Source organism: Bradyrhizobium sp. S3.7.6 (genome assembly GCF_054061875.1).
In genome coordinates this window covers 7,519,424-7,545,974 of record NZ_JBSSEQ010000001.1, presented here as the reverse complement: position 1 = coordinate 7,545,974, position 26,551 = coordinate 7,519,424, and the positions used below count along the sequence as shown (strand labels likewise).

Sequence of the window (26,551 nt, the reverse complement as noted above, 5' to 3'; positions counted from 1 at the left end):
ATTCGCCGCGAGGTCGAATGTGGTTTCTGGCGGCGTGTTCTTTCAGAGAGAATCCGCATGAGCCAGCCCTCCATCTCCAAATCCATGACCATCGGTGAAAGCGGCCTGGCCATCGTGTTCGCAGTCACCGCCTTCCTTTGCGTGATCGCCTCGGCCAAGGCGCTCGATTCGGCCTTTGCCTTCCATGCCGCGCTCAGCGCAGCGGCGAGCTTGGCTGTGGTCTTTGGCATCATCAACCGCTACTTCGATCGTCCGGCGGCGCTGCCGCCGGCGGAGATCAACGGCCGCCCCAACTACAATATGGGTCCGATCAAGTTCACCGCCGTCATGGCGATGTTCTGGGGCATTGCCGGCTTCCTCGTTGGCCTCATCATCGCCTCGCAGCTGGCGTGGCCCGCACTGAACTTCGATCTGCCCTGGACCAGCTTCGGCCGGCTGCGTCCGCTGCACACCTCCGCGGTGATCTTCGCCTTCGGCGGCAACGTGCTGATCGGCACGTCGCTCTATGTCGTGCAGAAGTCCTGCCGGGTGCGCCTTGCGGGCGACCTCGCGCCCTGGTTCGTCGTGATCGGCTACAATTTCTTCATCCTGGTCGCCGGCACCGGCTATCTGCTCGGTGTCACCCAGTCGAAGGAATATGCCGAGCCGGAATGGTATGCCGACCTCTGGCTCACCATCGTCTGGGTCGCCTATCTGCTGGTCTTCCTTGCCACGATCATCAAGCGCAAGGAGCCGCACATCTTCGTCGCGAACTGGTTCTATCTCGCCTTCATCGTGACGATCGCGGTCCTGCATCTCGGCAACAATCCCGCGCTCCCCGTCTCGGTGTTCGGCTCGAAATCCTACGTCGCCTGGGGCGGCATCCAGGACGCGATGTTCCAGTGGTGGTACGGCCACAACGCGGTCGGCTTCTTCCTGACTGCCGGCTTCCTCGCCATCATGTACTACTTCATCCCGAAGCGCGCGGAGCGGCCGATCTATTCCTACCGGCTGTCGATCATCCACTTCTGGGCGCTGATCTTCCTCTACATCTGGGCCGGCCCGCACCATCTGCACTACACGGCGCTGCCCGACTGGACGCAGACGCTCGGCATGACCTTTTCGATCATGCTGTGGATGCCCTCCTGGGGCGGCATGATCAACGGCCTGATGACGCTGTCGGGCGCCTGGGACAAGCTGCGCACCGATCCCGTGCTGCGCATGCTCGTGGTCTCCGTCGCCTTCTACGGCATGTCGACCTTCGAAGGCCCGATGATGTCGATCAAGGTGGTGAACTCGCTCAGCCACTACACCGACTGGACCATCGGCCACGTGCATTCCGGCGCGCTCGGCTGGGTCGGCTTCGTCTCCTTCGGCGCGCTCTACTGCCTGGTGCCGTGGATATGGAATCGCAAGGGCCTCTACAGCCTGAAGCTCGTCAACTGGCACTTCTGGATCGCGACCCTCGGCATCGTCCTCTACATCTCGGCGATGTGGGTGTCCGGCATCCTGCAAGGCCTGATGTGGCGCGCCTACACCTCGCTCGGCTTCCTCGAATATTCCTTCATCGAGAGCGTCGAGGCGATGCATCCCTTCTACATCATCCGCGCCGCCGGCGGCGGGCTGTTCCTGATCGGCGCGCTGATCATGGCCTACAATCTCTGGATGACCGTTCGCGTCGGCGAAGTGGAAGTCCAGATGCCCGTCGCGCTTCAGCCGGCGGAATGAGGAGCTTTCCATGTCGTTCTGGACACGCCATCAAATCTTTGAAAAGAACTCGATCGTCCTGATCGTCGGCATTTTGCTGGTGATCGCGATCGGCGGTCTCGTCGAGATCACTCCGCTGTTCTACCTCAAGAGCACGATCGAGGCGGTCGACGGCGTCAGGCCCTACACGCCGCTGGAGCTCGCGGGGCGCAACGTCTATGTCCGCGAAGGCTGCTATCTCTGCCATTCGCAGATGATCCGCCCGCTGCGCGACGAGGTCGAGCGCTACGGCCACTTCTCGCTCGCCGCCGAGAGCATGTACGACCACCCGTTCCAGTGGGGCTCGAAGCGCACCGGTCCCGATCTCGCCCGCGTCGGCGCCAAATATTCCGACGACTGGCACGTGACCCATCTGACCAACCCGCGCGCAATCGTGCCGCAGTCGGTGATGCCGGGCTATCCGTTCCTGAGCCAGACCGAGGTCGATCCCGATACGATCGCCGACCACATGAAGACGCTCAAGGCCATCGGCACGCCCTACACCGACGACCAGATCGCAAACGCAGGCGCCGATCTGAAGGCCCAGGCCGATCCCGACAATGCCGGCTCAGACGCCTTCGGGAAGCGCTACGCCAAGGCCGTCGTGCGCAATTTCGACGGCAAGGCCGGCACGCCGACCGAGATGGACGCGCTGATCGCCTATCTGCAGATGCTCGGCACGCTGGTCGACTTCAAGCTCTACAACGAGAAAGCAAATCTTCGCTGAGAAGGCATCACCGATGAAAGCCATCCTGACACTCGACAATCTCGCGTCCGGTCTGGTGACCACGATCTGGACGCCGGTGTTCGTCGCGATCTTTCTCGCGATCATCGCCTACGCATTATGGCCCCGCAACAAGGCCGCTTTCGACGAAGCGGCGCGCCTGCCGTTGCGGGAGGAGTAAGAGATCATGACCGAACATCATGGCGACATCGATTCCGTCACCGGCAAGTCCACGACCGGACATGAGTGGGACGGCATCAAGGAGCTCAACACGCCGCTGCCGCGCTGGTGGGTGATCTCATTCTACCTCACCATCGTCTGGGCGATCGGCTACTGGATCGTCTATCCGGCCTGGCCGCTGATCTCCAGCAATACCACGGGCCTGTTCGGCTATTCCTCGCGCGCCGACGTCGCGGTGGAGCTCGCCAACCTCGAGAAGATCCGGGGTGACAGGATGGCGGCGCTAGGCGCGGCTTCGCTCGCCGACATCGAGAAGGACCCGGCCTTGCTGGCGCTTGCGCGAGCCAAGGGCAAGACCGTGTTCGGCGACAATTGCGCGCCATGCCACGGCTCCGGCGGCGCCGGCGCAAAGGGCTTTCCGAATCTCAACGACGACGACTGGCTGTGGGGCGGCACGCTCGACCAGATCATGCAGACCATCCAGTTCGGCGCGCGTTCCGGCCATGCCAAGGCGCATGAGGGCCAGATGCTCGCCTTTGGCAAGGACGGCGTGCTGAAGCCGGAAGAGATCGTCACGGTCGCCAATTACGTGCGGTCGCTGTCGGGCCTCTCGACCCGCAAGGGCTTTGATGCCGCCAAGGGTGAGAAGATCTTTGCCGAGAATTGCGTCGCCTGTCACGGTGACGGCGGCAAGGGCAACCCCGAGATGGGCGCCCCGAATCTGACCGACAAGATCTGGCTCTACGGCTCGGACGAAGCGAGCCTGATCGAGACCATCAGCCTGGGCCGTGCCGGTGTGATGCCGGCCTGGGAAGGGCGGCTCGATCCTGCCACCATCAAGGCGATGGCGGTCTACGTCCACTCGCTGGGCGGTGGCAAATAGCCTGCTCGCGACAAGCGGGGGCGAACAAAAGTGTCCCCGCTTGAGCTGGATCAACTGACGCGCTCGCGCCGGGTCTAGGTTTAATCGCACCTTTTCGAGAAGCTTCTTGGCGATGAACAAGACCGTGAACCCGAACGACCTCACATCGAACGATGACAATGGGCCGCTCTACGTAGCCCAGAAGAAGGTGTATCCCCAGAGCGTCTCCGGCACGTTCCGCCGAATCAAATGGGGGCTGATGGCGTTCTGCCTCGGCGTCTACTACTTCCTGCCGTTCGTGCGCTGGAATCGCGGCATCGGTGCTCCGAGCCAGGCGGTGCTGATCGATCTTCCCAACAGCCGCTTCTACTTCTTCTTCATCGAGTTGTGGCCGCAGGAAATCTACTACTTCACCGGCCTGCTGATCGTCGCCGCGGTGGCGCTGTTTCTGATGAACTCAGTCGGCGGCCGCATCTGGTGCGGCTATCTCTGCCCGCAGACCGTGTGGACCGATCTGTTCTATGCGGTCGAGCGGCTGGTCGAAGGCGACCGGCGCGAGCGAATGAAGAAGGACAAGTCGTCCGATCCGATGAAGCTGGAGCGCATCTCCGAGATCGTGCTCAAGCATTCGATCTGGCTCCTGATCGCCTGGTGGACCGGCGGCGCCTGGGTGCTCTATTTCAACGACGCGCCGACGCTGGTGAAGGAGCTCGTCACCTTCCAGGCGCCGATGATCGCCTATATCTGGATCGGCATCCTGACGGCGACGACCTATGTGCTCGCCGGCTTCATGCGCGAGCAGGTCTGCACCTATATGTGCCCGTGGCCGCGCATCCAGGCCGCGCTCACCGACGAATGGGCGCTCAACGTCACCTATCGCTACGACCGCGGCGAGAAGCGCACTTCGGTGAAGAAGGCAATCGAGCTGCGCGCGCTCGGCGAACACGTCGGCGACTGCGTCGACTGCTATCAATGCGTCGCGGTCTGCCCGACCGGCATCGACATCCGCAACGGGCCGCAGCTCGAATGCATCCAGTGCGGACTCTGCATCGACGCCTGCGACAACGTGATGACCAAGATCGGCCGGCCGAAGCGGCTGATCGGCTACGACAACGACATCAACATCCAGCGCCGCCAGGAAGGCAGGGCGCCGGTCTACCGCATCGTCCGGGCCCGCACCGTCGCCTACAGCGCGATCATCGCGGCGGTCGGCGGCATCATGATCTATACGCTCGCGACCCGTAGCCTGCTCGACGTCAACGTGCTGCACGACCGCAACCCGGTCGCGGTCAGGCTCAGCGATGGCTCGATCCGCAATGCCTATACGGTGCGGCTCTTGAACAAGAGCGGCTATGACCGCGTCATCGCGATCGACGCCAACGGTCCGGCCAATCTGACCACGCATGTCGTCGGCATCGATTCCGTGACGCCGGATAGGCCGATGATCGTGATCCCGCGCGACTCCACCAGCGAGCTGCGCCTGCTCGTCACTGCGCCGGCGGAAAGCAATCCGGAAAAGTCGGTTCCTGTTCGCTTCCACGTCACCGACATCGGGCTGGGCGAGGTCGCCACCGCCACCGACAATTTCGTCTCGCCCTAGGATCAGGAGACTGCCATGGCCACCAAGCCGCTGACCGGAACAAAAGTGTTCCTGATGCTGGTCGCCTTCTTCGGGCTCGTGATCGGCGTCAACGTGACCATGATGAAGCTCGCGATCGCGACGCTGCCCGGCACCGACGTCGACAGCCCCTATGCCGCTGGCCTCACTTATGATCGCGAGATCTCGGCGGCGCAGGACCAGGCCGCGCGCAAATGGCAGGTCAGCGCCCATATCGAGCGCCGCGCCGATGGTGCGGCTACGCTGCAGGTCGACGCGCGCGACGCAAAAGGCCAGCCGATGAGCGGGTTGAAATTCGGCGGCCGCCTGGAGCGGCCGACCGACAAGCGCGCCGATCTCCAGGTCGAGCTCTCGGAGGCCGACATCGGCATCTACCGCGGCAATGCCGCGTCGGTTGCGCCGGGGCAGTGGGATCTCGTGATCGAAGGCGAGGCGCGAGGAGCACGCGTGTTCATGTCGCGCAACCGCGTGATCCTGAACTGAGGGAATTCGTCATGCAGGTCACGCGGGATTTTTCGCATTACGTCCGGGCCGCGGGCGAGGGTATCAAGCACATCGATCTCGCGGTCGAGGGCGTTCACTGCGCCGGCTGCATGGCCAAGATCGAGCGCGGATTGTCGGCCATCCCCGACGTCACGCTGGCGCGCGTGAATCTCACCGACCGCCGCGTCGCGCTGGAATGGAAGCAGGGCACGCTCGACCCGGCCCGCTTCATCGATCGGCTCGAGGAACTCGGCTACAAGGCCTATCCTTACGAGACCGAGAGTGCGGAAGCGACGGAAGTTGCGGAATCGCGCTTCCTGCTGCGCTGCCTCGGCGTCGCCGCGTTCGCCACCATGAACGTGATGATGCTGTCGATCCCGGTCTGGTCCGGCAACGTCTCGGACATGCTGCCGGAGCAGCGCGACTTTTTCCACTGGCTGTCGGCGCTGATCGCGCTGCCGGCGGCGGCCTATGCCGGCCAGCCGTTCTTCCGCTCGGCCTGGCGCGCACTGTCGGCCAAGACCACCAACATGGACGTGCCGATCTCGATCGGGGTGTGCCTTGCGCTCGGCATGTCCGTGGTCGAGACCATCCATCACGCCGAGCACGCCTATTTCGACGCGGCGATCATGCTGCTCACGTTTCTTTTGGTCGGCCGCTTCCTCGACCAGAACATGCGGCGGCGGACCCGCGCGGTCGCCGGCAATCTCGCCGCGCTGAAGGCGGAGACGGCGGCCAAGTTCGTCGGGCCCGACGAGATTTCGCAGGTGCCGGTCGCGGCGATCCATCCCGGCGACATCGTGCTGCTCCGGCCCGGCGAGCGTTGCGCGGTCGACGGCACCGTGATCGAGGGACGCTCCGAGATCGACCAGAGCCTGATCACCGGTGAGACGCTGTATGTCACGGCGGAGCAGGGCACGGCGGCCTATGCGGGCTCCATGAACATCTCCGGCACGCTGCGGGTGCGGGTCTCGGCGGCGTCGGAGGCGACGCTGCTCGCCGAGATCACGCGGCTGCTCGACAACGCGCTGCAGGCACGCTCGCGCTACATGCGGCTCGCAGATCGCGCCTCGCGGCTCTACGCGCCAGTCGTGCATGCGACCGCGCTGATCACCATTTTGGGCTGGGTCATCGCGGGCGCCGGCTGGCACGATGCGATCGTGACCGGCGTGGCCGTGCTGATCATCACCTGTCCCTGCGCGCTCGGGCTCGCGATCCCGACCGTGCAGACGGTGGCCTCGGGCGCGATGTTCAAAGCTGGCGTGCTGCTCAATTCCGGCGACGCCATCGAGCGGCTCGCCGAGGCCGACCACGTCATCTTCGACAAGACCGGCACGCTGACGCTGCCCGATCTCGAAGTGATGAACGCGGCCGATATTCCCGCCGACATTTTTGCACTTGCCGGGCGGCTCGCGCTGTCGAGCCACCATCCCGTTGCCGCCGCCGTCGCGCAGGCCGCCGGTGCAAGGTCGCCGATCGTTGGCGCGGTCGAGGAGGCCGGGCAGGGCGTGCGCGCTGTGGTGGACGGTGTCGAGCTTCGCCTAGGCCGTCCGTCCTTTTGCGGCGCCGAGGCGATGGTCGGCGGGGCAACGCTCGATCCTGAGGCCTCCATCGTGGCTTTCAGCAAGGGCAACGAGAAGTTCATCCTCTCGGTGCGCCAGGGCCTGCGGCCGGACGCGCAGGCCGTGATCGCGGCGTTGAGGGCGCGCAATATTGGCATCGAGATTCTCTCCGGCGACCGCGAGCCCGCGGTGATCGCGGCGGCCCATGCGCTGGGCATCGCCGAATGGCGCGCCGGCGTCACGCCGGCCGACAAGATCGCACGGATCGAGGAACTGAAGCGGCGCGGCGCCAAAGTGCTGATGGTCGGCGACGGCATGAACGACGCGCCCTCGCTGGCGGCGGCCCATGTCTCGATGTCGCCGATCTCGGCCGCGCATCTCAGCCAGGCGACCGCCGATCTCGTCTTCCTCGGCCGGCCGCTGGTGCCTGTCGTCGCCGCGATCGACGCCTCCCGCAAGGCGCTGTATCTGATGCGGCAGAACCTCTGGCTGGCGATCGGCTATAACGTCCTCGCCGTGCCGGTGGCAATCAGCGGCGTAGTGACGCCCCTGATTGCGGCGGCAGCCATGAGCGGATCCTCGATCCTGGTGATGCTGAATTCGTTGCGCGCGCGCGGAGCTGCGCGGGAGATCGTGTGATGGAAATCCTGGTCATCCTGGTGCCGCTGGCGCTGATGCTCGGAGGCGCCGGCCTCGTCGCCTTCCTCTGGTCGCTGCGGAGCGGCCAATATGACGATCTCGACGGCGCGGCCTGGCGCGCCATCGCCGACGACGAGCCGCCGCAGGACGCCCCAGCCAAGCGTTAACCGTTGGTTCCGCGCTGCCCTTTTCGGACATGGTCGCTGGACGGCCGGCGGTCGCCGGGCGTAACAATGCCGGAGGATTTTGCGTAGAAGCGACGGGGCAGGCTCTCCGGAGCAGGAGCGTGACGAGCATGCAGAAAAATGTCGGAGTGTGCGGGGCTAACGATCTGCCGGGACAGGTCGTGCTGGTGCTGCAAGGCGGCGGTGCGCTCGGCTCCTACCAGGCGGGCGTCTACCAGGCCCTGCACGAGGCCGGGATCGAGCCGGACTGGGTCATCGGCACCTCGATCGGCGCCATCAACGGGAGCCTGATCGCCGGTAATGCGCCGGAAAACAGGCTCGCGCGCCTGAAGGAGTTCTGGAAGCGGATGGAGCAGAATCCGGTCTGGGCTCTGGGTGGCGCCTTTCCCGACTTCAGCGAGAAGCTCGCCTATTTGTCGACTGTCACCAACGGCATTCCCGGCTTCTTCCGGCCCAACCCGCTGGCGCATGCGGGAGATTCCTTTCCACTCGGCGCCGATCACGCCGGCTTCTATTCGACCGCGCCACTGGAGAAGACGCTGAGCGAGCTGGTCGATTTCGATCTGGCCAATCGCTGCGCGCCGCGACTGACGGTCGGTGCGGCTCATGTCGGCACCAGCGAAATGCGCTATTTCGACAGCCGCGACGGCGAGCTGACGGTGAAGCATGTCATGGCTTCGGGCGCGCTGCCGCCGGCCTTCCCGGCGGTGCGCATCGATGGCGAGCTGTATTGGGACGGCGGCATCCTGTCGAACACGCCGACGGAGGCCGTATTCGACGACAATCCACGCAGGGATTCGCTGATTTTCTCCGTGCATCTGTGGAATTCCGTCGGCGCCGAGCCGACCACGATGGCGGAGGTCTTGAACCGCCATAAGGACGTGCAGTACTCCAGCCGCATCGCGAGCCAGATCGTGCGGCAGCAGCAGGCCCATCGCCTGCGCCACGTCATCAACCAGCTTGCCGCGCGGTTGCCCGAGAGCGAGCGCAACGATCCCGCGGTGAGGGAATTGATGAGCTACGGCTGTCCGACCCGCATGCATGTGGTGCGGCTGCTGGCGCCGCAACTCGATCGCGAAACCCATACCAAGGATATCGATTTCAGTCCGTCAGGCATTACGCGGCGCTGGCATGCGGGCTACGCCCACACGAGATCGGTGCTGGCGCGAAAGCCGTGGATCGGTGAATTCGATCCGCTTGCCGGCGTGGTGCTGCACGAGCATATGGACGAGATGCCGATGGCGGCGGAGTAGGGCCGCGTCCGCTTTCATCGAATTGCCGCAGGCCCTGCGGATTGTCGGTCGTCGTCCGCTTTTGAGAGGCCTTGCAGTTGGTATCCGGGAACGATCTGGAATTGGCCCTCGATCAGGTCCGCGCCGACGCCGCGGGACCGGTTGCCGGCGTGTTCGGCCCTGACACGGTGACCTGGCAGATCGACCGGGAGGCCGTCATCTTTCTCGGCGCCGGCCGCGCGCTGTTGTTGCAGCTGGCGCATCCCTGGGTCGCTGCCGCCATCGCGGAGCATTCACGAACGCTTGCCGATCCGATCGGTCGCTTCCATCGCACCTTTGACATCGTCTTTGCGATGGTGTTCGGCTCGCTCGACCGGGCGCAGTTGTCGTCCCGGCAATTGCATCGGCGCCACAGCATGATCGTCGGCGCGATGCCCGAGGCCGTCGGTCCGTTCGCGGCAGGCTCGCGCTACTGCGCCAACGACATTCCGTCGTTGCGCTGGGTTCATGCGACGCTGGTCGAGACCGCGGTGATGGCGCATGAGCTGGTCCTGCCGCCGCTCTCGGCGGAGGAGCGCGAGCGCTACTGGAGCGAGAGCCGGATGTTCGGCGCCTTGTTCGGATTGACGGCCGACGATTTGCCCGCGGACTGGTCCGGCTTTGCGGCCTACACCGCGGCGATGGCGCAGTCGGACACGCTGACCGTCAGCCCGGCGGCGCGCGAGATCGCCGCGCAGATCCTTGGCGGCGCCCGTCCGTGGCTGCGGCCACCGCGATGGTATCGCGCGCTCACGGCGAGTTTGTTGCCGGAGCGGCTGCGAGCGGGCTTCGGGTTTGAATTCGAGGAGCGCGACAAGAGGGCAGCCGACAACGCGCTGAAATGGATGAGGCGCGTGTATCCGAAACTGCCGGACCGGCTGCGCTATGTCGGTCCATACCAGGAAGCGCAGGCGCGGCTGCGGGGCGAGCCGCAGCCCGACTGGATGACACGGTGTCTCAATCGCGCCTGGATCGGGCGGCCGCAAATGGATGTGCGCGGGAAGGGGTGAGGTTCTCCACTCTTAGGGTGACGGGCGATAGAGTGGCGCGCACTCTCTCCACATCGTCATTGCGAGCGCAGCGAAGCAATCCAGACTGTCGCCGCGGAGACAGTCTGGATTGCTTAGTCGCTTCGCTCCTCGCAATGACGGAGAATGGAGAAGCGCCGCCTCAGCCTCACACCGATGCCAGCCTCCGATACAGCGCGCTGTAGCTGCCGGCGGAGATGCTCCAGGAGAACGATCGTCCCATCGCGCTGCGACGCATGGAGTCGAGCTGGTCATGCGCCACGAAAGCTGAGAAGGCGCGGCGGACGCCGCCGAGGAAGGACGCGCGCGAGGGCTGCGAGAACAGAAAGCCGGTCTCGCCGTCGGTGATGGTTTCGGCCAAGCCGCCGGTCTGGTGACCGATCGGGAGCGAGCCGAAGCGCTGGGCGTACATCTGGCTGAGCCCGCACGGTTCGAAGCGCGACGGCATCAATGTGAAATCGCTGCCCGCGAAGATGCGCCGCGCCTGGGCGTCGTTGAAACCGATCGTAACCCCGATCGCGTCGGGGCGGCGGCGATGCGCGTCGATCAGCGCTTGCTCGAGCGCCGGCTCGCCGGAGCCGGTGACCACGATCTGCCCGCCGGCATCGATGATCTCGTCGGCGGCCGACAGGACGAGGTCGATGCCCTTCTGGTGCACCAGGCGTGCGACGATCGCGAACATCGGCCCGCGCGAGACCGCCAGGCCAAACTGCTTGCGGATATAATCCGCATTGGCCTTCTTGCCGACCCAGTCGCCGGCGCCGAACTGCTGGGCCAGCTGGGAGCAGGAGCGTGGATCCCAGCTCTCGTCGATGCCGTTGAGGATGCCCGTGAGCTCGGCAGCATCCGAGCGGACACGAAGCAGGCCTTCGAGACCGCAGCCGAATTCCTCCGTCGTGATCTCGCGTGCATAGGTGCCGCTCACGGTAGTGAGGTGCGAGGCATAGACCAGCCCGGCCTTGAGGAAGGAGAGCTGGTCGTAGAATTCGACGCCGTCGATATGGAAGGAACTCTCGGGGACGCCGATCCGCCGCAGCGAGTCCTTCGGGAAGAGTCCCTGGTAGGCGAGGTTGTGGATGGTCAGGATCGACGGCAGCCTGGCCCCGCGCCAGGCGAGGTAGGCCGGCACGAGCGAGGCCTGCCAGTCGTTGGCATGGACCAGGTCTGCTGCCCAATTCTTGTCCAGCTTGCCCATGGCCAGCTCAGCGGCTGCCGAGGCAAAGCGCGCAAAGCGGATGTCGTTGTCCGGCCAGTCGTGTCCGGACTCGTCGCCATAGGGATTGCCGGGTCGGTCGTAGAGTTGTGAGCACAACAGCACATAGACCGGCAGCCCGTCCTTGGTCGCAGCCCGGCCGAGCGAGCAGGCCGGCATCTCCGCGAGCGCCGGGCAGCGGCCAACGATCTGAATATGCGTGAGTTGTTCGATGATGTCGCGGTAGCCGGGCAACATGACCCGGATATCGGCGAGAGGGCGAAGCGCCCTGGGAAGTGCAGCGGAAACGGCGCCGAGTCCGCCAACGCGGACGAAATCGTCCATCTCGGTTGTGACGAACAAGACCCTCAAGAACAGCTGCCCTCTTCCGATCCCGTTTATTGCTATGCAAGAACGGGTCCAGTTGTCCTGGAATTCCCAAGCCCGCCCGTGAGACGCGTCCGTTCGGTAAAGACTTTCCTACTCACCCGCCGCCCTCTAGGGTCGGCGCATCAACAAGAGAGAACTTCGATAGTTCCTAAGAGGCCGAGGGGCGCAGCAGGCATGCCGTTAGCAGATAAGCATGAGGGGACGACGACAAAGGCCTTCGCGGGCCTCAGGGTCCTGGATTTTTCGACCACCATCGCCGGTCCCCATTGTGCGCGGATGCTTGCCGACATGGGCGCCGAGGTCATCAAGATCGAGACCGACGGCGGCGAGACGATGCGCACCCGGCCGCCGCTGCGCAAGGGGTGCAGCACCGTATTCGGCCAGCTCAACGTCGGCAAGAAAAGCGTCGTGCTCGATCTCAAGTCCGAGGAGGGCAAGGAGGCGGTGCGCCGGCTCGCCGCGACCGCCGATATCCTGGTCGAGAATTTTCGCCCCGGCGTGATGCACCGGCTGCGGCTCGACTACGACCGCCTGTGCCCGGTCAATCCCAAGCTGATCTATTGCTCGATCTCGGGCTACGGCCAGACCGGTCCCTCGGCCGAGCTGCCGGCCTACGCGCCGGTAATCCACGCGGCCTCCGGCTACGACATGGCGCATCTCGCGTACCAGCCCGGCCGCAGCCGGCCGGATTATTGCGGCATCTACCATGCCGACGTCGTCACCGGCACCTACGGTTTTGGCGCGATTGCGTCGGCGCTCTATCAGCGCACTATGACCGGGCAGGGCCAGCACATCGACGTCTCGATGCTGGAATCGATGCTGACCTTGACGGTGATCGAGCTGCAGAGCTCGCAATTCGCGGTGAAGCCACCGCCGCGCCCGATGTTCGGGCCGACCGAGACGGCCAATGGCTATGTCATGATCACGGTCGCGAGCGAGAAGACGTTTCAGTGCCTGATGGGTGTGATCGGCCGCCCCGACTGGATTTCCGATCCGCGCTTCTCCACCTACGCCGCGCGGCGCGAGAACTGGGCCGACATGATGGACGGTGTCGAAGCCTGGTCGCGGCCGCTCACGACCGATGCATGCCTTGTCGCGCTTGGCGCGGCCGGTGTGCCAGCCTCGGCCTATCGCACCGTGTCCGAGGCGCTGGCCGATCCGCAACTCGCGCACCGGCAGGCGCTCTCGTCCGTGGAGGACGAGGGTGGCTCGTTCCAGGTGCTCAATCTGCCGTTCCGGATGTCGGGCGCCGACACCACGCCCGCCAAAACGATGGCCGTGCTCGGCGAGCACACGGACGCATTGCGCCAGGAGATCGGCCTCGCCGGCGATGCTCCAATTCCGTCAGGCAAAACGGCTGCGACAAACTGAGCGCATCGCAGCACCACTACAGCGTTTGATCTCTCGCGTGTTCCTCTTGCCGTGGCGAGCATTTATCGCCAAGCTCGCTTCCGAGTCATTCAACGATCCGAAACATCGGACGAGGGATCCCGGGAGGAACCATGACGAACCTTGCTGCCGCGGCGCGCAAGCGCGCGCCGATTTTCCTTGTTGCGGCATTTACTCTCCTTCCGCCGGCTGGGCCGGCGCAGGCGCAGAAGGCGGGCGGCAGCATCACCGTCGGTCAGGAGCTGGAGATTACGGGCTTCGATCCGCTCAAGGTCGGGGTCTACGACACCTCGACCTTCACCGCCGCGGCCGCGATCTTCGATACGCTCACCACGCTCGACGACAAGGGCGAGGCCGCGCCAAAGCTGGCAGTGTCCTGGACCCATTCCGACGATTACAAGACCTGGACCTTCAAGCTGCGCCGGGGCGTGAAATTCCACGACGGCACGCCGTTCAATGCGCAAGCCTTCAAGGAGAACTTCGATCGGCAGAAGGACCCCGCCAACAAGTGCCGCTGCGCCTTCTACATCACCAACGTCAAGGAGGTGCTGGCGCCCGACGAATATACTGTCGTCTACAATCTCACCGATCCTTCCGTGAATTTGCCGGCGACGAACACCATCCAGAGCCAGAACAACGTCGTGCATTCGCCGACGGCGTGGAAGACCAAGGGCGACGACTACAATCGCAATCCCGTCGGCACCGGTCCCTACATCCTGAAATCATGGACGGCCGGCGATCGCATGGTTCTGGAGAAGAACCCGGGCTACTGGGACAAGGGCCGTCCCTATCTCGACCGCATCATCCTGAAGCCGCTGCCCGACGCGCAGTCGCGTTTCGCCTCGCTGCAATCGGGCGAGGCCGACATCATCTGGGACGACGAGAACGACGCTGACAACATCATGAAGGCGCAGAAGGACTCCAAGCTCACCGTGCACACCTACAAGGGCTCGGGCGCGCAGGTCTATGCCTTCAACACCAAGGTGGCGCCGTTCGACGACGTCCGCGTGCGGCAGGCGCTGGTGATGGCGATCGACCGTCCAAAGATGTCGCAGGCGATCAGCAACGGCCTGAGCCGGCCCGCGACCAATCCCTACGGCGACGGCTCCTGGGTCAAGTGCAAGGACGACGGCGCGCTGCCGTTCGATGTCGAGAAGGCCAAGGCGCTGATCAAGGACTATGGCAAGCCGGTCGAGTTCAAGACGATGGTGACCGCGACGCCCCGCGGCCGCATGATCGGCCAGGTGCTCCAGCAATTCTGGAAGCGCGCCGGCGCCAACATGGAGATCGAGCAGGTCGACCAGGCCACCATTCCGCCACGCGCGTTCATGCGTCAGTTCCAGCTCATACCCTGGCGCATCGTCGACCTCGCCGATCCCGATCCGCAGATGTATGCGAACTTCCGCAGCGGCAGCCCGCTGGCGCTGGCCAACTTCGCCGATCCGGAGCTCGACCGGCTGCTCGACCACTCCCGCGTCACCGCCGATCCCGCGGCGCGGATCGAGGATTATTGCGCGATCAGCCGCCTGATCAACAAGGAGGCGATCTGGTTCTGGACCTTCCAGAACACCTATTACGCGCTGTCGAGCGCCAGGCTGAAGGGCTTTCCGAAAATCTACAACGGCGTGATCGACGTCTCCTCCACCTGGCTGGAATGACCGCGCGATGCTGAACTTCGTCGTGCGGCGGCTCCTTGCCATCCTGCCGGTGCTGCTCGCCGTCTCGCTGCTCACCTTCCTGATCGCCGCGTTGCTGCCGGGCGATCTTGCCTATGTCATCCTCGGCGATCAGGCGACGCCGGAGAATGTCGCGGCGTTGCGCCGTGACATGGGGCTCGACCAGCCGCTGTGGTGGCGTTATCTGAGCTGGCTCGGTCATGTCCTGCAGGGCGATCTCGGCCGCTCCTTCCGCACCGGGCAGACGGTGTTGCAGGCGGTAGCCGAGCGCATTCCGGTCTCGCTCGAGCTGATGCTGATGGCCGAATTCATCGGGCTCCTGATCGGCGTGCCGCTCGCGATCGCCTGCGCTGCGCGCGCCGGTGGCGCCTTCGACCGCTTCATGACCGGCAGCGCCTTCGCCATGCTGTCGATGCCGTCCTTCCTGATGGCGATTTTGTTGATCTATCTGTTCGCGGTCGAGTTGCGCTGGCTGCCGGCGACCGGCTATGTGCCGTTCACCGAGGAGCCGCTGTCGAACCTGCGCTTCTTCGTGCTGCCGGCGCTGACGCTGGCGCTGGCGGAATGGCCTGGAATCATGCGGGTGCTGCGCTCCGACATGATCGCGACCCTGCAGGAGGACTACATTGCTCTCGCGAAAGCGAAAGGCCTCAAGCCCGCGCGCATCCTGTTCGTGCATGCGCTCAAGCCATCGTCGCTGACCCTGGTGACGGTCACAGGCATCAACATCGGTCGCCTGCTGGGCGGCACGCTGATCGTGGAATCGATCTTCGCGCTGCCGGGCATCGGCCGCCTGCTGGTTGGCGCGATCTACACCCGCGACCTCGTCATCCTCCAGGGCGTGGTGCTGCTGGTCGCCTGCGGCTTCGTCATCGTCAATTTCATCGTCGACATGCTTTACGCCGTGCTCGATCCGAGGATCCGCCATGGCCACGCTTGAGCTGTCGATGCAGGACGAGGTGGTCTCCGAGCCGGTTCGGCGCCGGCGCAAGCTCGGCCTGTTGTTCTGGTTCGCGAGCGCCTGGCTCGCGATTGTCCTGACGCTCGCGATCCTGGCGCCGGTGCTGCCGCTGCAGAATCCTGTAGACATGGACATGCTGGAGCGCCGTGCGGCGTTCTCCGGGGAACACTGGCTCGGCACCGACGGGCTCGGCCGCGACGAATTTGCCCGCCTGATCTTTGGCGCGCGGGTGTCGCTGACGGTGGGGCTGATCGCGCCGATGATCGGGCTTGCGCTCGGCGGCGCGCTTGGTCTCCTCGCCGGCTATTTCCGCGGCCGGTTCGAGACGCTGGTGGTCGGCAGCATGGACGTGCTGCTGGCGTTTCCACCGCTGATCTTCGCGCTCGCGGTGACCGCCTATCTCGGCCAGTCGATTCCCAACCTCACCCTGATCCTCGGCGTGCTCGGCATTCCCGCCTTCATGCGCGTGGCGCGCGCGGCCACGCTGACGCTGGCGCGGCGCGAGTTCGTGATCGCGGCCGAGGCGCTCGGCGCCAGCCATGCGCGCATCCTGATACGCGAGCTGCTGCCGAACGTGATCCTGCCGCTGCTGGCCTTCTTCTTGCTCGGCGTCGCCGTCACGATCGTGGTCGAGGGCGCGCTGTCCTTCCTCGGGCTCGGCGTGCCGCCACCGATGGCGAGCTGGGGCAGCATGATCGGCGAGGGGCGCGACAGCCTCGACGTCGCGCCGCGGCTGGCCTTCCTGCCGGCAACGGCGCTGTTCTTGACCGTACTGGCCTTCAACCTGGTCGGCGACACCTTGCGGGCCCTGACCGACCCGCGTCAGGGGGCGCTATGAGCGCGCCGCTCCTGACCATCGAGGACGTGGCGGTCGAACTGCCGACCCCGCGCGGCAATTTGCGCGCCGTGGATCATGTCGATCTGTCGCTGGAAGCGGGCCGCACGCTCGGCATCGTCGGCGAATCCGGCTGCGGCAAGACCATGCTGTCGCGCGCGGTGCTTCAGCTCTTGCCGAAGAAGGCGAAGCTGACCGGGCGCGTGATGTTCGACGGCCAGGACCTGGTGCGGCTCGATGCCGAAAGCCTGCGGCGCCTGCGCGGGCGCGACCTCGCGGTCGTGTTCCAGGACCCGATGACCTCGCTCAATCCGGTGCTCACCATCGGCACCCAGCTGATGGAGACGATCCAGGAGCATCTCGAGCTCGATGCGCCGGCGGCGCGGAAGCGCAGCATCGAGCTCCTCGCTGCCGTCGGCATTCCGGCGCCGGAGCAGCGGCTCGCGCAATATCCGCATCAATGTTCCGGCGGCATGCGCCAGCGCATCGCGATTGCGATCGCGCTGTCCTGCGAGCCGAAACTGCTGATCGCGGACGAGCCGACTACGGCGCTCGACGTGACCATCCAGGCGCAGATCCTCGATCTGCTGGCGCGCGAGCAGCGCCGCCGCCACATGGCGATGATCATCATCACCCACGACCTCGGCGTCGTCGCCGGCCGCGCCGACGAGGTCGCGGTGATGTATGCGGGCAGGGTGGTCGAGCGCGCGCCGACGCAGGCGTTGTTCAAGCGCATGCACATGCCCTACACCGAGGCGCTGCTGGCGGCGATCCCGAAGCTGGAGACCGCGCCGCATACGCCGCTGCCCGCCATCTCCGGCCGTCCGCCCGATCCGACCCGGCCGCTGAGGGGCTGCTCGTTTGCGCCGCGTTGCCGCTATGCCGTGGGGCGCTGTCACGAGGCCAAGCCCGAATTAAAGGGCGCGGAGATGCCGGGGCATCTCTATGCCTGCTTCCATCCCATCCAGATGACGGAGGGGATTGGCGCATGATGCAGTTTGCCATGCCCGCCGAGCCGCTCCTGAACGTCGACAATCTCGTCGTCGAATATGGTCTCGGCAACAAGACGGTGCACGCGGTCTCCGGCGTCAGCCTCCAGGTCGCGCGCGGCGAGACGCTGGGGCTGGTCGGCGAATCCGGCTGCGGCAAGTCGACGCTGGGGCGCGCGGTGCTGCAATTGCGCCGCGCCAAGTCCGGCCGCGTGCTGTTCGACGGCGAGGACCTCACCGCGATGGAAGGCGAGGCGCTGCGCAAAATGCGCCGCCGCGTGCAGCTGATCTTCCAGGACCCGATCGCCTCGCTCAATCCGCGCCGGCGCATCGGCGACATCGTCGCCGAGCCGCTCATCATCGCCGGCGTCAAGGATGCCACGGAGCGCAAGCGACGCGTTCACGAGGTGTTGTCCGCGGTCGGGCTAGATCCTGACATCGTGGCGGGCCGCCTGCCGCACGAATTCTCCGGCGGCCAGTGCCAGCGCATCTGCATCGCACGATCGCTGGTGCTCAACCCCGAATTCATCGTCTGCGACGAGCCGGTCTCGGCGCTCGACGTCTCCATCCGCGCGCAGATCCTCAATCTGCTCGAGGAGATGAAGGCGCGCTTCGGCCTGACGCTGCTGTTCATCGCGCATGACCTCGCGGTGGTGAAAGCGGTCAGCGACCGCGTCGCGGTGATGTATCTCGGCCGCCTCTGCGAGGTCGGGCCGTCGGAGCAATTGTTCGCAAGGCCCGCGCATCCCTACACGGACCTGCTGTTGCAGGCGATCCCGGTGCCCGATCCGGACGTGCGTCCCGTCGAGAGTGTGGCGACCGGCGAGCCGCCATCGCCGATTGCGCCGCCGTCCGGCTGCCGCTTCCGCACCCGCTGCCCGCGGGCCGACCAGCGATGCAGCGCGGAGATACCGGAGTTGCGCGAGGTCGCACCCGGCCAGTTCGCGGCTTGCCACCATCCGCTGGCCTGAACTAAAGACGGTAGCGGATTTGTTTAGCCCCGCCGGTCATGGCATGGTGGCGACGACAAAGAAGTATGCCGGGAGGACGCCGATGAAGAGTTTCAAGGTCGCCGATTTCAAGGCGCCGCTGCAGGAGTTCGACGAGGCCACGCCGCAGCCGTCGGGCACGCAGGTGCTGATCAAGGTGAAGGCCGCCGGCGTCTGCCACAGCGACCTCCACATCTGGGAAGGCGGCTACGATCTCGGCCACGGCCGCAAGCCGCTGTCGCTGAAGGACCGCGGTATCAATCTGCCGCTGACCATGGGTCATGAGACGGTCGGCGAAATCGCAGCCTTCGGCCCCGACGTGAAGCCGACCGACCAGGGCGATCTCAGGCTCGGCGATGTCGGCCTGGTCTATCCCTGGATCGGTTGCGGCAAGTGCGCCACGTGCCTGGCCGGTGACGAGAACATGTGCCTGACGCCGCGCTCGCTCGGCGTCTATTGCGACGGCGGCTATTCCGACCACATGCTGGTGCCGCATCCGCGCTATCTGCTCAACCTGAAGGGGCTCGATCCCGCCTCGGCGGCGCCCTACGCCTGCTCGGGCGTCACCACCTACAGCGCGCTGAAGAAGGTCGAGCAGCATTTTGACACGCCGATCGTGATGTTCGGCGCCGGCGGTCTTGGCCTGATGGCGCTGTCGCTGCTGAAGGCAATGGGCGGCAAGGGCGCGATCATGGTCGACATCGACGCCAGGAAGCGCGAGGCCGCCGAAAAGGCCGGCGCGCTCGCGACCGTCGATCCCAAGGCGCCGGATGCGCTGGAGCAGCTTGCCAAAAAGGCGGGCGGGCCGATCCGCGCCGTGATCGATCTCGTCGGTAACGCCGCGACCACGCAACTCGGCTTCGATTGCCTGACCAAGGGCGGCAAGCTCGTCATCGTCGGCCTGTTCGGCGGCGGCGCGACCTGGGCGCTGCCGCTGATCCCGATCAAGGCGGTGACGATCCAGGGCAGCTATGTCGGCAATCTGCGCGAGACGCAGGAACTGCTCGACCTCGTGCGCGCGAAGAACGTGCCGCCGATCCCGGTGACGCGTCAGCCGCTCAACAAGGCCAATGACGCGCTGGTGCAATTGCAGCAGGGCGCGGTGGTCGGTCGCACGGTGCTGACGCCGTAGTCTCACTCTCTCCGTCGTCATTGCGAGCGAAGCGAAGCAATCCAGAAATCCGTCCGCGGACACAGTCTGGATTGCTTCGTCGCTTCGCTCCTCGCAATGACGAGCCACGCCTTTCTTCACGCAGGAACCGCCATGTCCGCAAACAACGCCTTCCACATTGCCGTGCTCGCCGGTGACGGCATCGGTCCCGAAGTCATGGCACCGGCCATCGAAGTCTTGCGCAAGATCGAGGCGAAGTCCGGCCTGAGCTTCCGCTTCACCGAGGCGCCCGCCGGCGCCAACAATTATCTCGCGACCGGCAAGTCGATGCCGGATTCCACTATCAAGCTCTGCGAGGAGGCCGACGCGATCCTGCTCGGCGCCTGCGGCCTGCCGTCGGTGCGCTATCCCGATAATACCGAGATCGCGCCACAGATCGAGCTGCGGTTCATCTTCGATCTCTATGCCGGCGTGCGCCCGGCGCGGCTCATTCCGGGCGTGCCGAGCCCGATCGTCGGCGCCGACCAGCGCGGCATCGATCTCGTCGTGATCCGCGAATCCACCGAAGGCCTGTTCGCCTCGATGGGCAAGGGCGTCGTCACCCATGAGGACGCGCGCGAGACCATGGTGATCACGCGCAAGACCTCCGAACGCCTGTTCGAGTTCTCGTTTCGGCTCGCCGAGCGGCGCAAGGCGCGCGGCAAGCCGGGGATGCTGACCTGCGTCGACAAGGCGAACGTGTTCAAGGCCTTTGCGTTCTTCCGCGGCATCTTCGACGAGATCGAGAAGAAGCATCCGAACGTGAAGACCGACCGGCTCTATGTCGATGCCTGCTCGGCGATGCTGGTGAAGCGTCCCTGGGATTTCGACGTGATGGTGATGGAGAACATGTTCGGCGACATCGTCTCCGACATCACCGCGAGCCTGATCGGCGGCCTCGGCATGGCGCCGTCCGCCGACATCGGCGACAAATATGCCGTGTTCCAGCCCTGCCACGGCACCGCACCCGATATCATGGGGCAGGGCAAGGCCAATCCCACCGGCATGATCCTGTCGGCGGCGATGATGCTGGACTGGCTCGCCGACAAGCACGGCGTCGAGAGCGCGGCAGAAGCCGGCGAGCAGATCGAGCTTGCGGTGGACCAGATCTACGCCGGCGGCATCAAGCCGATGGAGTTCGGCGGCAGCAACGGCACGGCTGACATTACGAAAGCGGTGCTCGCTGCGCTGTAGTTACCGCAGGCGGTCGATATCGGAGGAGCCGGAAGTCAATGAGCAATCCGGTTCCCGAGCACTATCGGCACCTCAGGACCTTCGCCTTCGGCGACAATCCTGCGCTCGCGGATGAATTGGTCGAACTCGTCGTCAAGGGCGTCAAGACCGCGACTTGCAGCACGGAAGACGAACCGAACACGTCGACGCCGGGTGAGCGCTGGGTCGTACTCAACGGGCGCGGAGAACCGCGCTGCGTCATCGAATCCGTCGAGATCACCTATCGGCGCTTTAATGAAGTCGATGCCACCTTTGCGCACGATGAGGGCGAAGGCGATCGAAGCCTCGCCTATTGGCGCAGCGCCCATCGGACCTATTTCGGCCGGCTCGGACGATTCAGCGAGGACATGATGCTGATGTGCGAGCGCTTCCGCCTGATCGAGGTGTTTGGTGATCAGGCGCCTGCGCCTTGCTGAGCCCGGTCGCCGAGGCTACTTGCCCGTAAACTGCGGCTTGCGCTTTTCCATGAAGGCCTGCCGGCCCTCGCGAAAATCCGCGCTGTCCATGCAGGCGTGACCGATCGCCTTGATCGCCTCCAGGTCGCGCTGGCTCTCGTCTTTCAACACCTGCGCGATGGTGATCTTGGCGGCCTTGATCGCGAGCGGGGCGTTCTCGGAGATGGTCTGCGCGATCGTCATCGTCTCACCCCACAACTCGTCGATCGGGAACAAGCGCTCGACGAGGCCAATGCGCAGCGCCTCGGCGGAATCGATCCGCATGCCCGTGTACATCAGAAGCCGTGCCCAGGACGGACCGACCAGCGACACCAGATGCTTCAAGCCGTCATAGCCGTAGGCGATGCCGAGTTTTGCCGCGGGAATGCCGAACTGACTGCCATGCGCGGCGAGGCGGATGTCGGCGAGCATCGCGACCTGCATGCCGCCGCCGAGGCAAAAGCCCTCGATGCAGGCGATGGTCGGCTTGGGATAGTCGGCGAGCAGCGCGCGCTGGGCGGCGCTGCGCCTGGCATATTCCTCGGACGCCGCCGCGTTGTGGCGGGTCTTCTCGAACTGGCTGATGTCGGCGCCGGAGACGAATGCCTTGCCGCCTGCGCCGCGCAGGATCACGACGCGCACCGTCTCGTCATCGCGCAGGCTCGTCAGCGCCTCGCCAAATCCCTCCCACATCTCCAGCGACATCGCGTTGCGCTTGTCGGGATTGTTGAAGGTGATCACGCCGACGCCGTCGATGACCTGCTTGAGGATCTTGCCGTCGGCATGGGGTGTTTCGGTCGTGCTGGAAATGTCAGGCATTGCGCGCTCGCTGTCGTAGGCCGGGCGCAATGTGCGGCCGGGGCGCGGCCCGGGTCAACCGCGACGAGGGACGCGGCTCTGCATCCGCCTGTGCCGCGATTGCATGGCGCGAGAAGCGGCTATTCCTTGAGCATGATCTTTTCGGAAAACCGCTGCACACTTTTCCGGATCATGCTCTACTGCGTTGCGTGCATGTGCGCGGTCAGGGGATGGCTGCCGGCATTGCTGAAAAACGCCGCCTCTTCGGCGGTGGCCTCCAGCAACTGCTCGTCCTGATTATAGACGTCGTTGCGGAACTGGACGGTCTGGTCCTTGGTCATCCATGCAGTGAGGTAAATCCAGGCCACCGGCACCTTCTTCGCCATGGCGACCTCGAGGTGCTGGCCGCCCGCAATCTCCGCATCGATCGCGGCGCGGCTCCATTTCGGCTGGTCCTTCAGCAGCCAGGCGGCGAGATCGCGCACATTGTCGACGCGCGAGCAGCCGTGGGAATCGAAGCGGTAGTCGTCGCTGAACAGGTTGCGCTGGTTGGTGTCGTGCATATAGACCGAATAGGCGTTCGGCATGTCGATCTTCACCGCGCCGAGCGCGTTGAAGGTGCCGTTGTGCTGGCGCACGGTGAAGTTCGGCGTGTGCGTGCCCGACCAGTCGACCGAATGCGGGTCGATCGGATTGTCGTGGGCGTCGAGCACCTCCATGTGCATGCGCGACAAATAGGTCGGATCCTTGCGCATATGCGCCGAGATCTCGGTCTTGGCGATCGAGGACGGCACCGTCCAGGTCGGATTGAGCACGACGCTGGTGATCTGGGCCGTCAGGGTCGGCGAGGGCTTTTCGGTCTTGCCGACGATCACGCGATAGCGCCGCGCCACAACATCGTTCTCGACCGCTTCGGCAAAGGCAGCGGGAATGTTGACCACGACATAGCGCTGGCCGAAGCCGAAATTCATGTTCTCGAGCCGCTGGAGCGAAGCCTCCAGCTGCCGGATGCGCTTCTGCACGGAGACGTTCATCGCCGCGAGCGTACGAGGCGTCACCGTGCCGGTCGGCGCCAGTCCATGGCGGGCCTGGAAGCGTTTTACAGCGTCGGCGAGATCCTGGTCGAGGGCGCCGGTCGCCTTGTCGGCGGCGAGATCGCCGGAGAGGATTAGTCGCTTGCGCAGCAGCTCGTCGCTGGCGCCCTGGACGCCGAGGGCGAACTTGGCATCGGCAGGGATGGTCGGCCAGCCGCCGCGTACGGCAAGATCGGAGTAGCTAAGCGCGGCATCCTTGATGCGCTGGGCCGAGCCCTCGTCATAGGTTGGCTCGTGCGTCAGCGCGAGCGCCGCGGCGGAGCGGCTCTCCGCCGTCGAAGCGGGTGCGGTGGCCTTCGGCGCGGCAGCATGGGCCGGGTTCGCCGCTGCCGGCACCGTACCGGCCGCCGTTGCCGGCCTGGGGTTTGCCTGTCCCGTGGTTTCGGTTTGCGCCAGCGCGGAGGCGCTCGCGAGCACGCCGACGGCAACGATCATCGCATGGCGTTTCGACATGTGTCCCATTTTCCCCACGAGGACGAGGCCCGGACGGGCGCTCGCATTGGCAATTCCCGCTCGCCGCGCTGCGTGCGCCGATTCGCAAAAATCGGCGGGAAGCTAGAGCCCCGGAGTTGAGGTCCCATTAAGGGCGGCAGTCGAAAGCCCGCGCGTTCGAGGCGGGGCGTCTCGATTGGGTCGCGGCAGGGGCGGGATCGGTTCGCGAAATCCGCGACAATGGCGGGCAAATTGCCGGGAAATCCGCATCAAGAAATCCGCAAGAAAAAAGGGCGGCTTGGCCGCCCCGAAAGGAGAGCCGCGCGCAAGCGCGCGGACTGGGTCTCGTTCAATCCGGCCGCGCCCCCGTGACGCGGCGGATTGAACATCGGCCGTAAAGGTCAGAGCCCGATCGGCTCAGGCCTCGTTCGCTGCGATCGATTCCATCAGCGAGACGAGCTGACGCTGCACCGTCTGGTCCTTGATCTTGCTGTAGGCGCGCAGCAGGCGGAGGCTGAAGGCGGAATCGAGGAACAGCAGGCTCTCGACTTCGCGCGCCTTGTTGTCGCCGTCATAGAAGAAGGTCACGGGCACATCGAGGGCGGTGGCGATCTGCTGAAGCCGAGCCGCGCCGACGCGATTGACGCCCTTCTCGTATTTCTGGACCTGCTGGAAGCTCACGCCGAGCTTCTCGCCGAGCTCGGCCTGCGAGATCTTCATCTCGACGCGCCGCAGACGGATCCGCTTGCCAAGCTCAATGTCCGGCTTGCCGGCGCTGCGCTGCTTCATTCTTTTCGCCGCTGCTTTCATACTCTCACCTTTGTTCTTCGGTTGAAAATCCCCCGAAGAGCTGGGTCAGGGGTTCGCCCATATACTCGTCCTTGAATTCATGCGGATGCACGAACTCTTCCTTAAACCACGGGAATCGCGCCGGATTGAAAGCTTCGATCAGCCAGTCAATCATGTGCCGCACGCGTGGAATCCGGCCGCTACCAGGGTGGTAGGACAACCAGATATCCAGCGGCCTGTTCAGCTCGACCTCCAGTGGAATCAACTTCCCGCCAAGCGCAATGGCGTAGCTCGGGAATACGCCGATGCCGGCGCCATTCGCGACCGCCCAATAATTGGCGCTTGAGACGTTGGTCTTCATGACCAGCAGGTCACGTTCCGGAACGCCTGGGAAGAAGCTCTCGAAGGTTTCCTTGGCGGCAAGCTGGTCGGCGAATTGCAGCACCAGGCGGTGCTTGATCAATTCGAGCGCCGAGCGCGGCGTGCCGTGTTTTTCAAGGTATTTTTCCGAAGCCCAGAACATCAGGTGCATGCGGCCGAGCCGCACCAGCTTGACGTCGAGCGCGGAGGGACGCGACAGATGGATGGCGACGTCGGCCTCGTGACGAGAGACATCGGCCGAGCGCATCGCGCAATGCAAGTCGACCAGGATCTTCGGATAGGCCTGCTGGAATTCGACCAGCCGCGGGGCGAGCCAGAACGTCCCGAGACCCTCGGTGACGGCCACGCGAACTTCGCCGGACAGGGCGTTGGCCGTCGAATCGCTGGTGCGCAGCACGTCGAAGGCGGCCGCCTCCATGCGCTCGACTGCGGAGACCACCAGTGCACCTTCATCGGTCAGATGCGTGCCGTGGACGTCGCGGGTGAACAGGGTGGTGCCGGTCTGGCGCTCGAAATCATCAATCCGGCGGCGGACGGCGTTGATCGACAGCGACAGGCGTTCAGACGCCGAGCGAAAACTGCCGCATCGAACGACTTCCAGGAATATGCGGGCCGCATCCCAATCGGAGAGGCCGCTGATGTTGATCTTTGGGCGTTCCTCCTGTGGAACGCCCCTTTCCGCCAAGGAGTGCATACAAGTCCCTTCGGGTTGCTAAACTGGCAGAATTGGGCGCAAACCACAACCACTGCGGGTTGGGGAACGGCGACTTTTGAACGCCATCGTTACTGCCTCGTGGGCGGTATCCGAGTGTTACTAAGGCTGAGAATCGAATCGGCCGACCAACGTTGGAATGAGGGGTGTGGCGTGAGTTCCGTTGCGAGCCCTGAAATGGCTGCAGGATTGTCGGCGTTTTCCGTCACGGAAGTCCTTGCGCGCGAGCTGTCGCCGCGCGGAATGGGTCGATCATCCAGTGCCGCGCGTTCGAGTCCCGGCCACGACGATAATGGCGTCCCGCGCAGCGGGTCGATGTTCGCGGGAGCCACGGTTTCCCGGCAAAATCATACTGAAATCATGTTCGGAGGCGTCGGCGCCTCGTGTTATTCTCGGTATCCCATGGGGGCCGAGGGGATTTCCACAAACACGTCTCGCAGGCCGAACTAACGGAAAGAACGCCGGTGTCGCATTCAGACGAACAGTTGCAGTCGGTGCTGGAAACGCTTGAGGAGTGCCGCAAGGTTCTCAACGAGAGCAATAACCGCGAGTCGGCCGAGCTGCTGTCTATCGTCATCCTCGACGTGCGGATGAAGCTCAAAGGAATTGACAGTGCCGATCTCAAGGCGCTGTGCGACGAAATGTTGCGGAGCGCTGGAAGCGAACCGCAGCCCCCCTCCAAGCAGACGCAGGACCAGCCCCGGCGTCCGCTGCTCCGCGTGGTGAAGTAGCCGCGCCGCCGAGTCTCGCTTTTTGGCGAGGTTTGTGCGCGTCCCGATGCCGCATCTGTGATCGCAGACGGCATCGGGAGGAGCCTGGTTTCGTGCGCC

Annotated in this window: 26 protein-coding genes; 21 read left to right on the top strand and 5 right to left on the bottom strand. The window is 64.9% G+C overall.

The annotated features are described in order from the left end of the window. Positions 1-57 precede the first annotated feature (57 nt). The 10 genes from ccoN (at position 58) to ACVJ5M_RS36485 (ending at position 10,259) form a co-directional block, all read left to right on the top strand. Positions 58-1,707, top strand: a complete 1,650-nt coding sequence (ccoN, locus tag ACVJ5M_RS36530) for a cytochrome-c oxidase, cbb3-type subunit I (RefSeq protein ID WP_063984824.1) — start codon at positions 58-60, stop codon at positions 1,705-1,707. Between the two features lie 10 nt (positions 1,708-1,717). Further along, positions 1,718-2,452: a cytochrome-c oxidase, cbb3-type subunit II gene (gene ccoO, locus ACVJ5M_RS36525; protein ID WP_014497065.1), complete on the top strand. Its 735-nt coding sequence runs from the start codon at positions 1,718-1,720 to the stop codon at positions 2,450-2,452. A gap of 13 nt (positions 2,453-2,465) precedes the next feature. Then, entirely contained in the window at positions 2,466-2,630 is a 165-nt protein-coding gene (locus tag ACVJ5M_RS36520) for a CcoQ/FixQ family Cbb3-type cytochrome c oxidase assembly chaperone (RefSeq protein ID WP_014497064.1), read from the top strand. A gap of 6 nt (positions 2,631-2,636) precedes the next feature. Then, on the top strand, positions 2,637-3,512 hold the full coding sequence (ccoP, locus tag ACVJ5M_RS36515) for a cytochrome-c oxidase, cbb3-type subunit III (RefSeq protein ID WP_063984823.1): 876 nt from the start codon (positions 2,637-2,639) through the stop codon (positions 3,510-3,512). Between the two features lie 112 nt (positions 3,513-3,624). Further along, positions 3,625-5,091, top strand: a complete 1,467-nt coding sequence (gene ccoG / locus ACVJ5M_RS36510) for a cytochrome c oxidase accessory protein CcoG (protein WP_354099397.1) — start codon at positions 3,625-3,627, stop codon at positions 5,089-5,091. Positions 5,092-5,106: 15 nt separating this feature from the next. Then, positions 5,107-5,592 (top strand): FixH family protein, encoded by a 486-nt coding sequence (locus ACVJ5M_RS36505; protein WP_354099396.1) that lies wholly within the window; start codon positions 5,107-5,109, stop codon positions 5,590-5,592. Between the two features lie 11 nt (positions 5,593-5,603). Next, a complete protein-coding gene (locus tag ACVJ5M_RS36500; RefSeq protein ID WP_063984820.1) occupies positions 5,604-7,793 on the top strand; it encodes a cation-translocating P-type ATPase in 2,190 nt (729 codons plus the stop codon). Continuing rightward, positions 7,793-7,960: a cbb3-type cytochrome oxidase assembly protein CcoS gene (gene ccoS / locus ACVJ5M_RS36495; protein WP_063984819.1), complete on the top strand. Its 168-nt coding sequence runs from the start codon at positions 7,793-7,795 to the stop codon at positions 7,958-7,960. The genes ACVJ5M_RS36500 and ccoS overlap by 1 nt, the downstream gene beginning before the upstream one ends. A gap of 128 nt (positions 7,961-8,088) precedes the next feature. Then, a complete protein-coding gene (locus ACVJ5M_RS36490; RefSeq protein ID WP_063984818.1) occupies positions 8,089-9,231 on the top strand; it encodes a patatin-like phospholipase family protein in 1,143 nt (380 codons plus the stop codon). 77 nt (positions 9,232-9,308) lie between these two features. After that, on the top strand, positions 9,309-10,259 hold the full coding sequence (locus ACVJ5M_RS36485) for an oxygenase MpaB family protein (protein WP_063984817.1): 951 nt from the start codon (positions 9,309-9,311) through the stop codon (positions 10,257-10,259). A 166-nt stretch (positions 10,260-10,425) separates the two neighbouring features. On the opposite strand, the gene glgA is transcribed toward ACVJ5M_RS36485, so the two are convergent. Beyond that, entirely contained in the window at positions 10,426-11,841 is a 1,416-nt protein-coding gene (glgA, locus tag ACVJ5M_RS36480) for a glycogen synthase GlgA (protein ID WP_063984816.1), read from the bottom strand. 192 nt (positions 11,842-12,033) lie between these two features. Between glgA and ACVJ5M_RS36475 the strand changes: the two genes are divergently transcribed. From ACVJ5M_RS36475 to ACVJ5M_RS36435, 9 genes are all read left to right on the top strand, one after another. Next, entirely contained in the window at positions 12,034-13,230 is a 1,197-nt protein-coding gene (locus tag ACVJ5M_RS36475) for a CaiB/BaiF CoA transferase family protein (RefSeq protein WP_063984815.1), read from the top strand. A gap of 131 nt (positions 13,231-13,361) precedes the next feature. Further along, on the top strand, positions 13,362-14,906 hold the full coding sequence (locus ACVJ5M_RS36470) for an ABC transporter substrate-binding protein (RefSeq protein ID WP_063984814.1): 1,545 nt from the start codon (positions 13,362-13,364) through the stop codon (positions 14,904-14,906). Between the two features lie 7 nt (positions 14,907-14,913). Beyond that, positions 14,914-15,864 carry an ABC transporter permease gene (locus tag ACVJ5M_RS36465; RefSeq protein WP_028152064.1) on the top strand — a complete coding sequence of 317 codons (951 nt, stop codon included), beginning with the start codon at positions 14,914-14,916 and terminating at the stop codon, positions 15,862-15,864. Beyond that, positions 15,851-16,723 carry an ABC transporter permease gene (locus ACVJ5M_RS36460; RefSeq protein ID WP_063984813.1) on the top strand — a complete coding sequence of 291 codons (873 nt, stop codon included), beginning with the start codon at positions 15,851-15,853 and terminating at the stop codon, positions 16,721-16,723. Before ACVJ5M_RS36465 ends, ACVJ5M_RS36460 begins: the two co-directional genes overlap by 14 nt. Continuing rightward, entirely contained in the window at positions 16,720-17,712 is a 993-nt protein-coding gene (locus tag ACVJ5M_RS36455) for an ABC transporter ATP-binding protein (RefSeq protein ID WP_063984812.1), read from the top strand. The genes ACVJ5M_RS36460 and ACVJ5M_RS36455 overlap by 4 nt, the downstream gene beginning before the upstream one ends. After that, positions 17,709-18,680 (top strand): ABC transporter ATP-binding protein, encoded by a 972-nt coding sequence (locus ACVJ5M_RS36450; protein WP_063984811.1) that lies wholly within the window; start codon positions 17,709-17,711, stop codon positions 18,678-18,680. Before ACVJ5M_RS36455 ends, ACVJ5M_RS36450 begins: the two co-directional genes overlap by 4 nt. Positions 18,681-18,762: 82 nt before the next feature. Then, positions 18,763-19,830, top strand: a complete 1,068-nt coding sequence (locus ACVJ5M_RS36445) for an alcohol dehydrogenase (protein WP_166089648.1) — start codon at positions 18,763-18,765, stop codon at positions 19,828-19,830. A 132-nt stretch (positions 19,831-19,962) separates the two neighbouring features. Then, a complete protein-coding gene (locus ACVJ5M_RS36440; protein ID WP_063986573.1) occupies positions 19,963-21,042 on the top strand; it encodes an isocitrate/isopropylmalate dehydrogenase family protein in 1,080 nt (359 codons plus the stop codon). 38 nt (positions 21,043-21,080) lie between these two features. After that, positions 21,081-21,497, top strand: a complete 417-nt coding sequence (locus tag ACVJ5M_RS36435) for an ASCH domain-containing protein (protein ID WP_063984810.1) — start codon at positions 21,081-21,083, stop codon at positions 21,495-21,497. A 15-nt stretch (positions 21,498-21,512) separates the two neighbouring features. Here ACVJ5M_RS36435 and ACVJ5M_RS36430 read toward each other — a convergent pair whose 3' ends face one another. Next, positions 21,513-22,334 (bottom strand): enoyl-CoA hydratase, encoded by an 822-nt coding sequence (locus ACVJ5M_RS36430; protein WP_063984809.1) that lies wholly within the window; start codon positions 22,332-22,334, stop codon positions 21,513-21,515. A gap of 176 nt (positions 22,335-22,510) precedes the next feature. After that, positions 22,511-23,860 (bottom strand): L,D-transpeptidase family protein, encoded by a 1,350-nt coding sequence (locus tag ACVJ5M_RS36425; protein ID WP_063984808.1) that lies wholly within the window; start codon positions 23,858-23,860, stop codon positions 22,511-22,513. 219 nt (positions 23,861-24,079) lie between these two features. Between ACVJ5M_RS36425 and ACVJ5M_RS36420 the strand changes: the two genes are divergently transcribed. Then, entirely contained in the window at positions 24,080-24,211 is a 132-nt protein-coding gene (locus tag ACVJ5M_RS36420; protein ID WP_354099395.1) for a hypothetical protein, read from the top strand. A 45-nt stretch (positions 24,212-24,256) separates the two neighbouring features. On the opposite strand, the gene ACVJ5M_RS36415 is transcribed toward ACVJ5M_RS36420, so the two are convergent. Further along, positions 24,257-24,628: a helix-turn-helix domain-containing protein gene (locus ACVJ5M_RS36415; protein ID WP_014497036.1), complete on the bottom strand. Its 372-nt coding sequence runs from the start codon at positions 24,626-24,628 to the stop codon at positions 24,257-24,259. A 25-nt stretch (positions 24,629-24,653) separates the two neighbouring features. Further along, positions 24,654-25,703: a LysR family transcriptional regulator gene (locus ACVJ5M_RS36410; protein WP_038943246.1), complete on the bottom strand. Its 1,050-nt coding sequence runs from the start codon at positions 25,701-25,703 to the stop codon at positions 24,654-24,656. Positions 25,704-26,185: 482 nt separating this feature from the next. Here ACVJ5M_RS36410 and ACVJ5M_RS36405 point away from each other — a divergent pair, with 482 nt between their 5' ends. After that, on the top strand, positions 26,186-26,452 hold the full coding sequence (locus ACVJ5M_RS36405; RefSeq protein ID WP_028152051.1) for a hypothetical protein: 267 nt from the start codon (positions 26,186-26,188) through the stop codon (positions 26,450-26,452). The last annotated feature ends 99 nt before the right edge of the window (positions 26,453-26,551 follow it).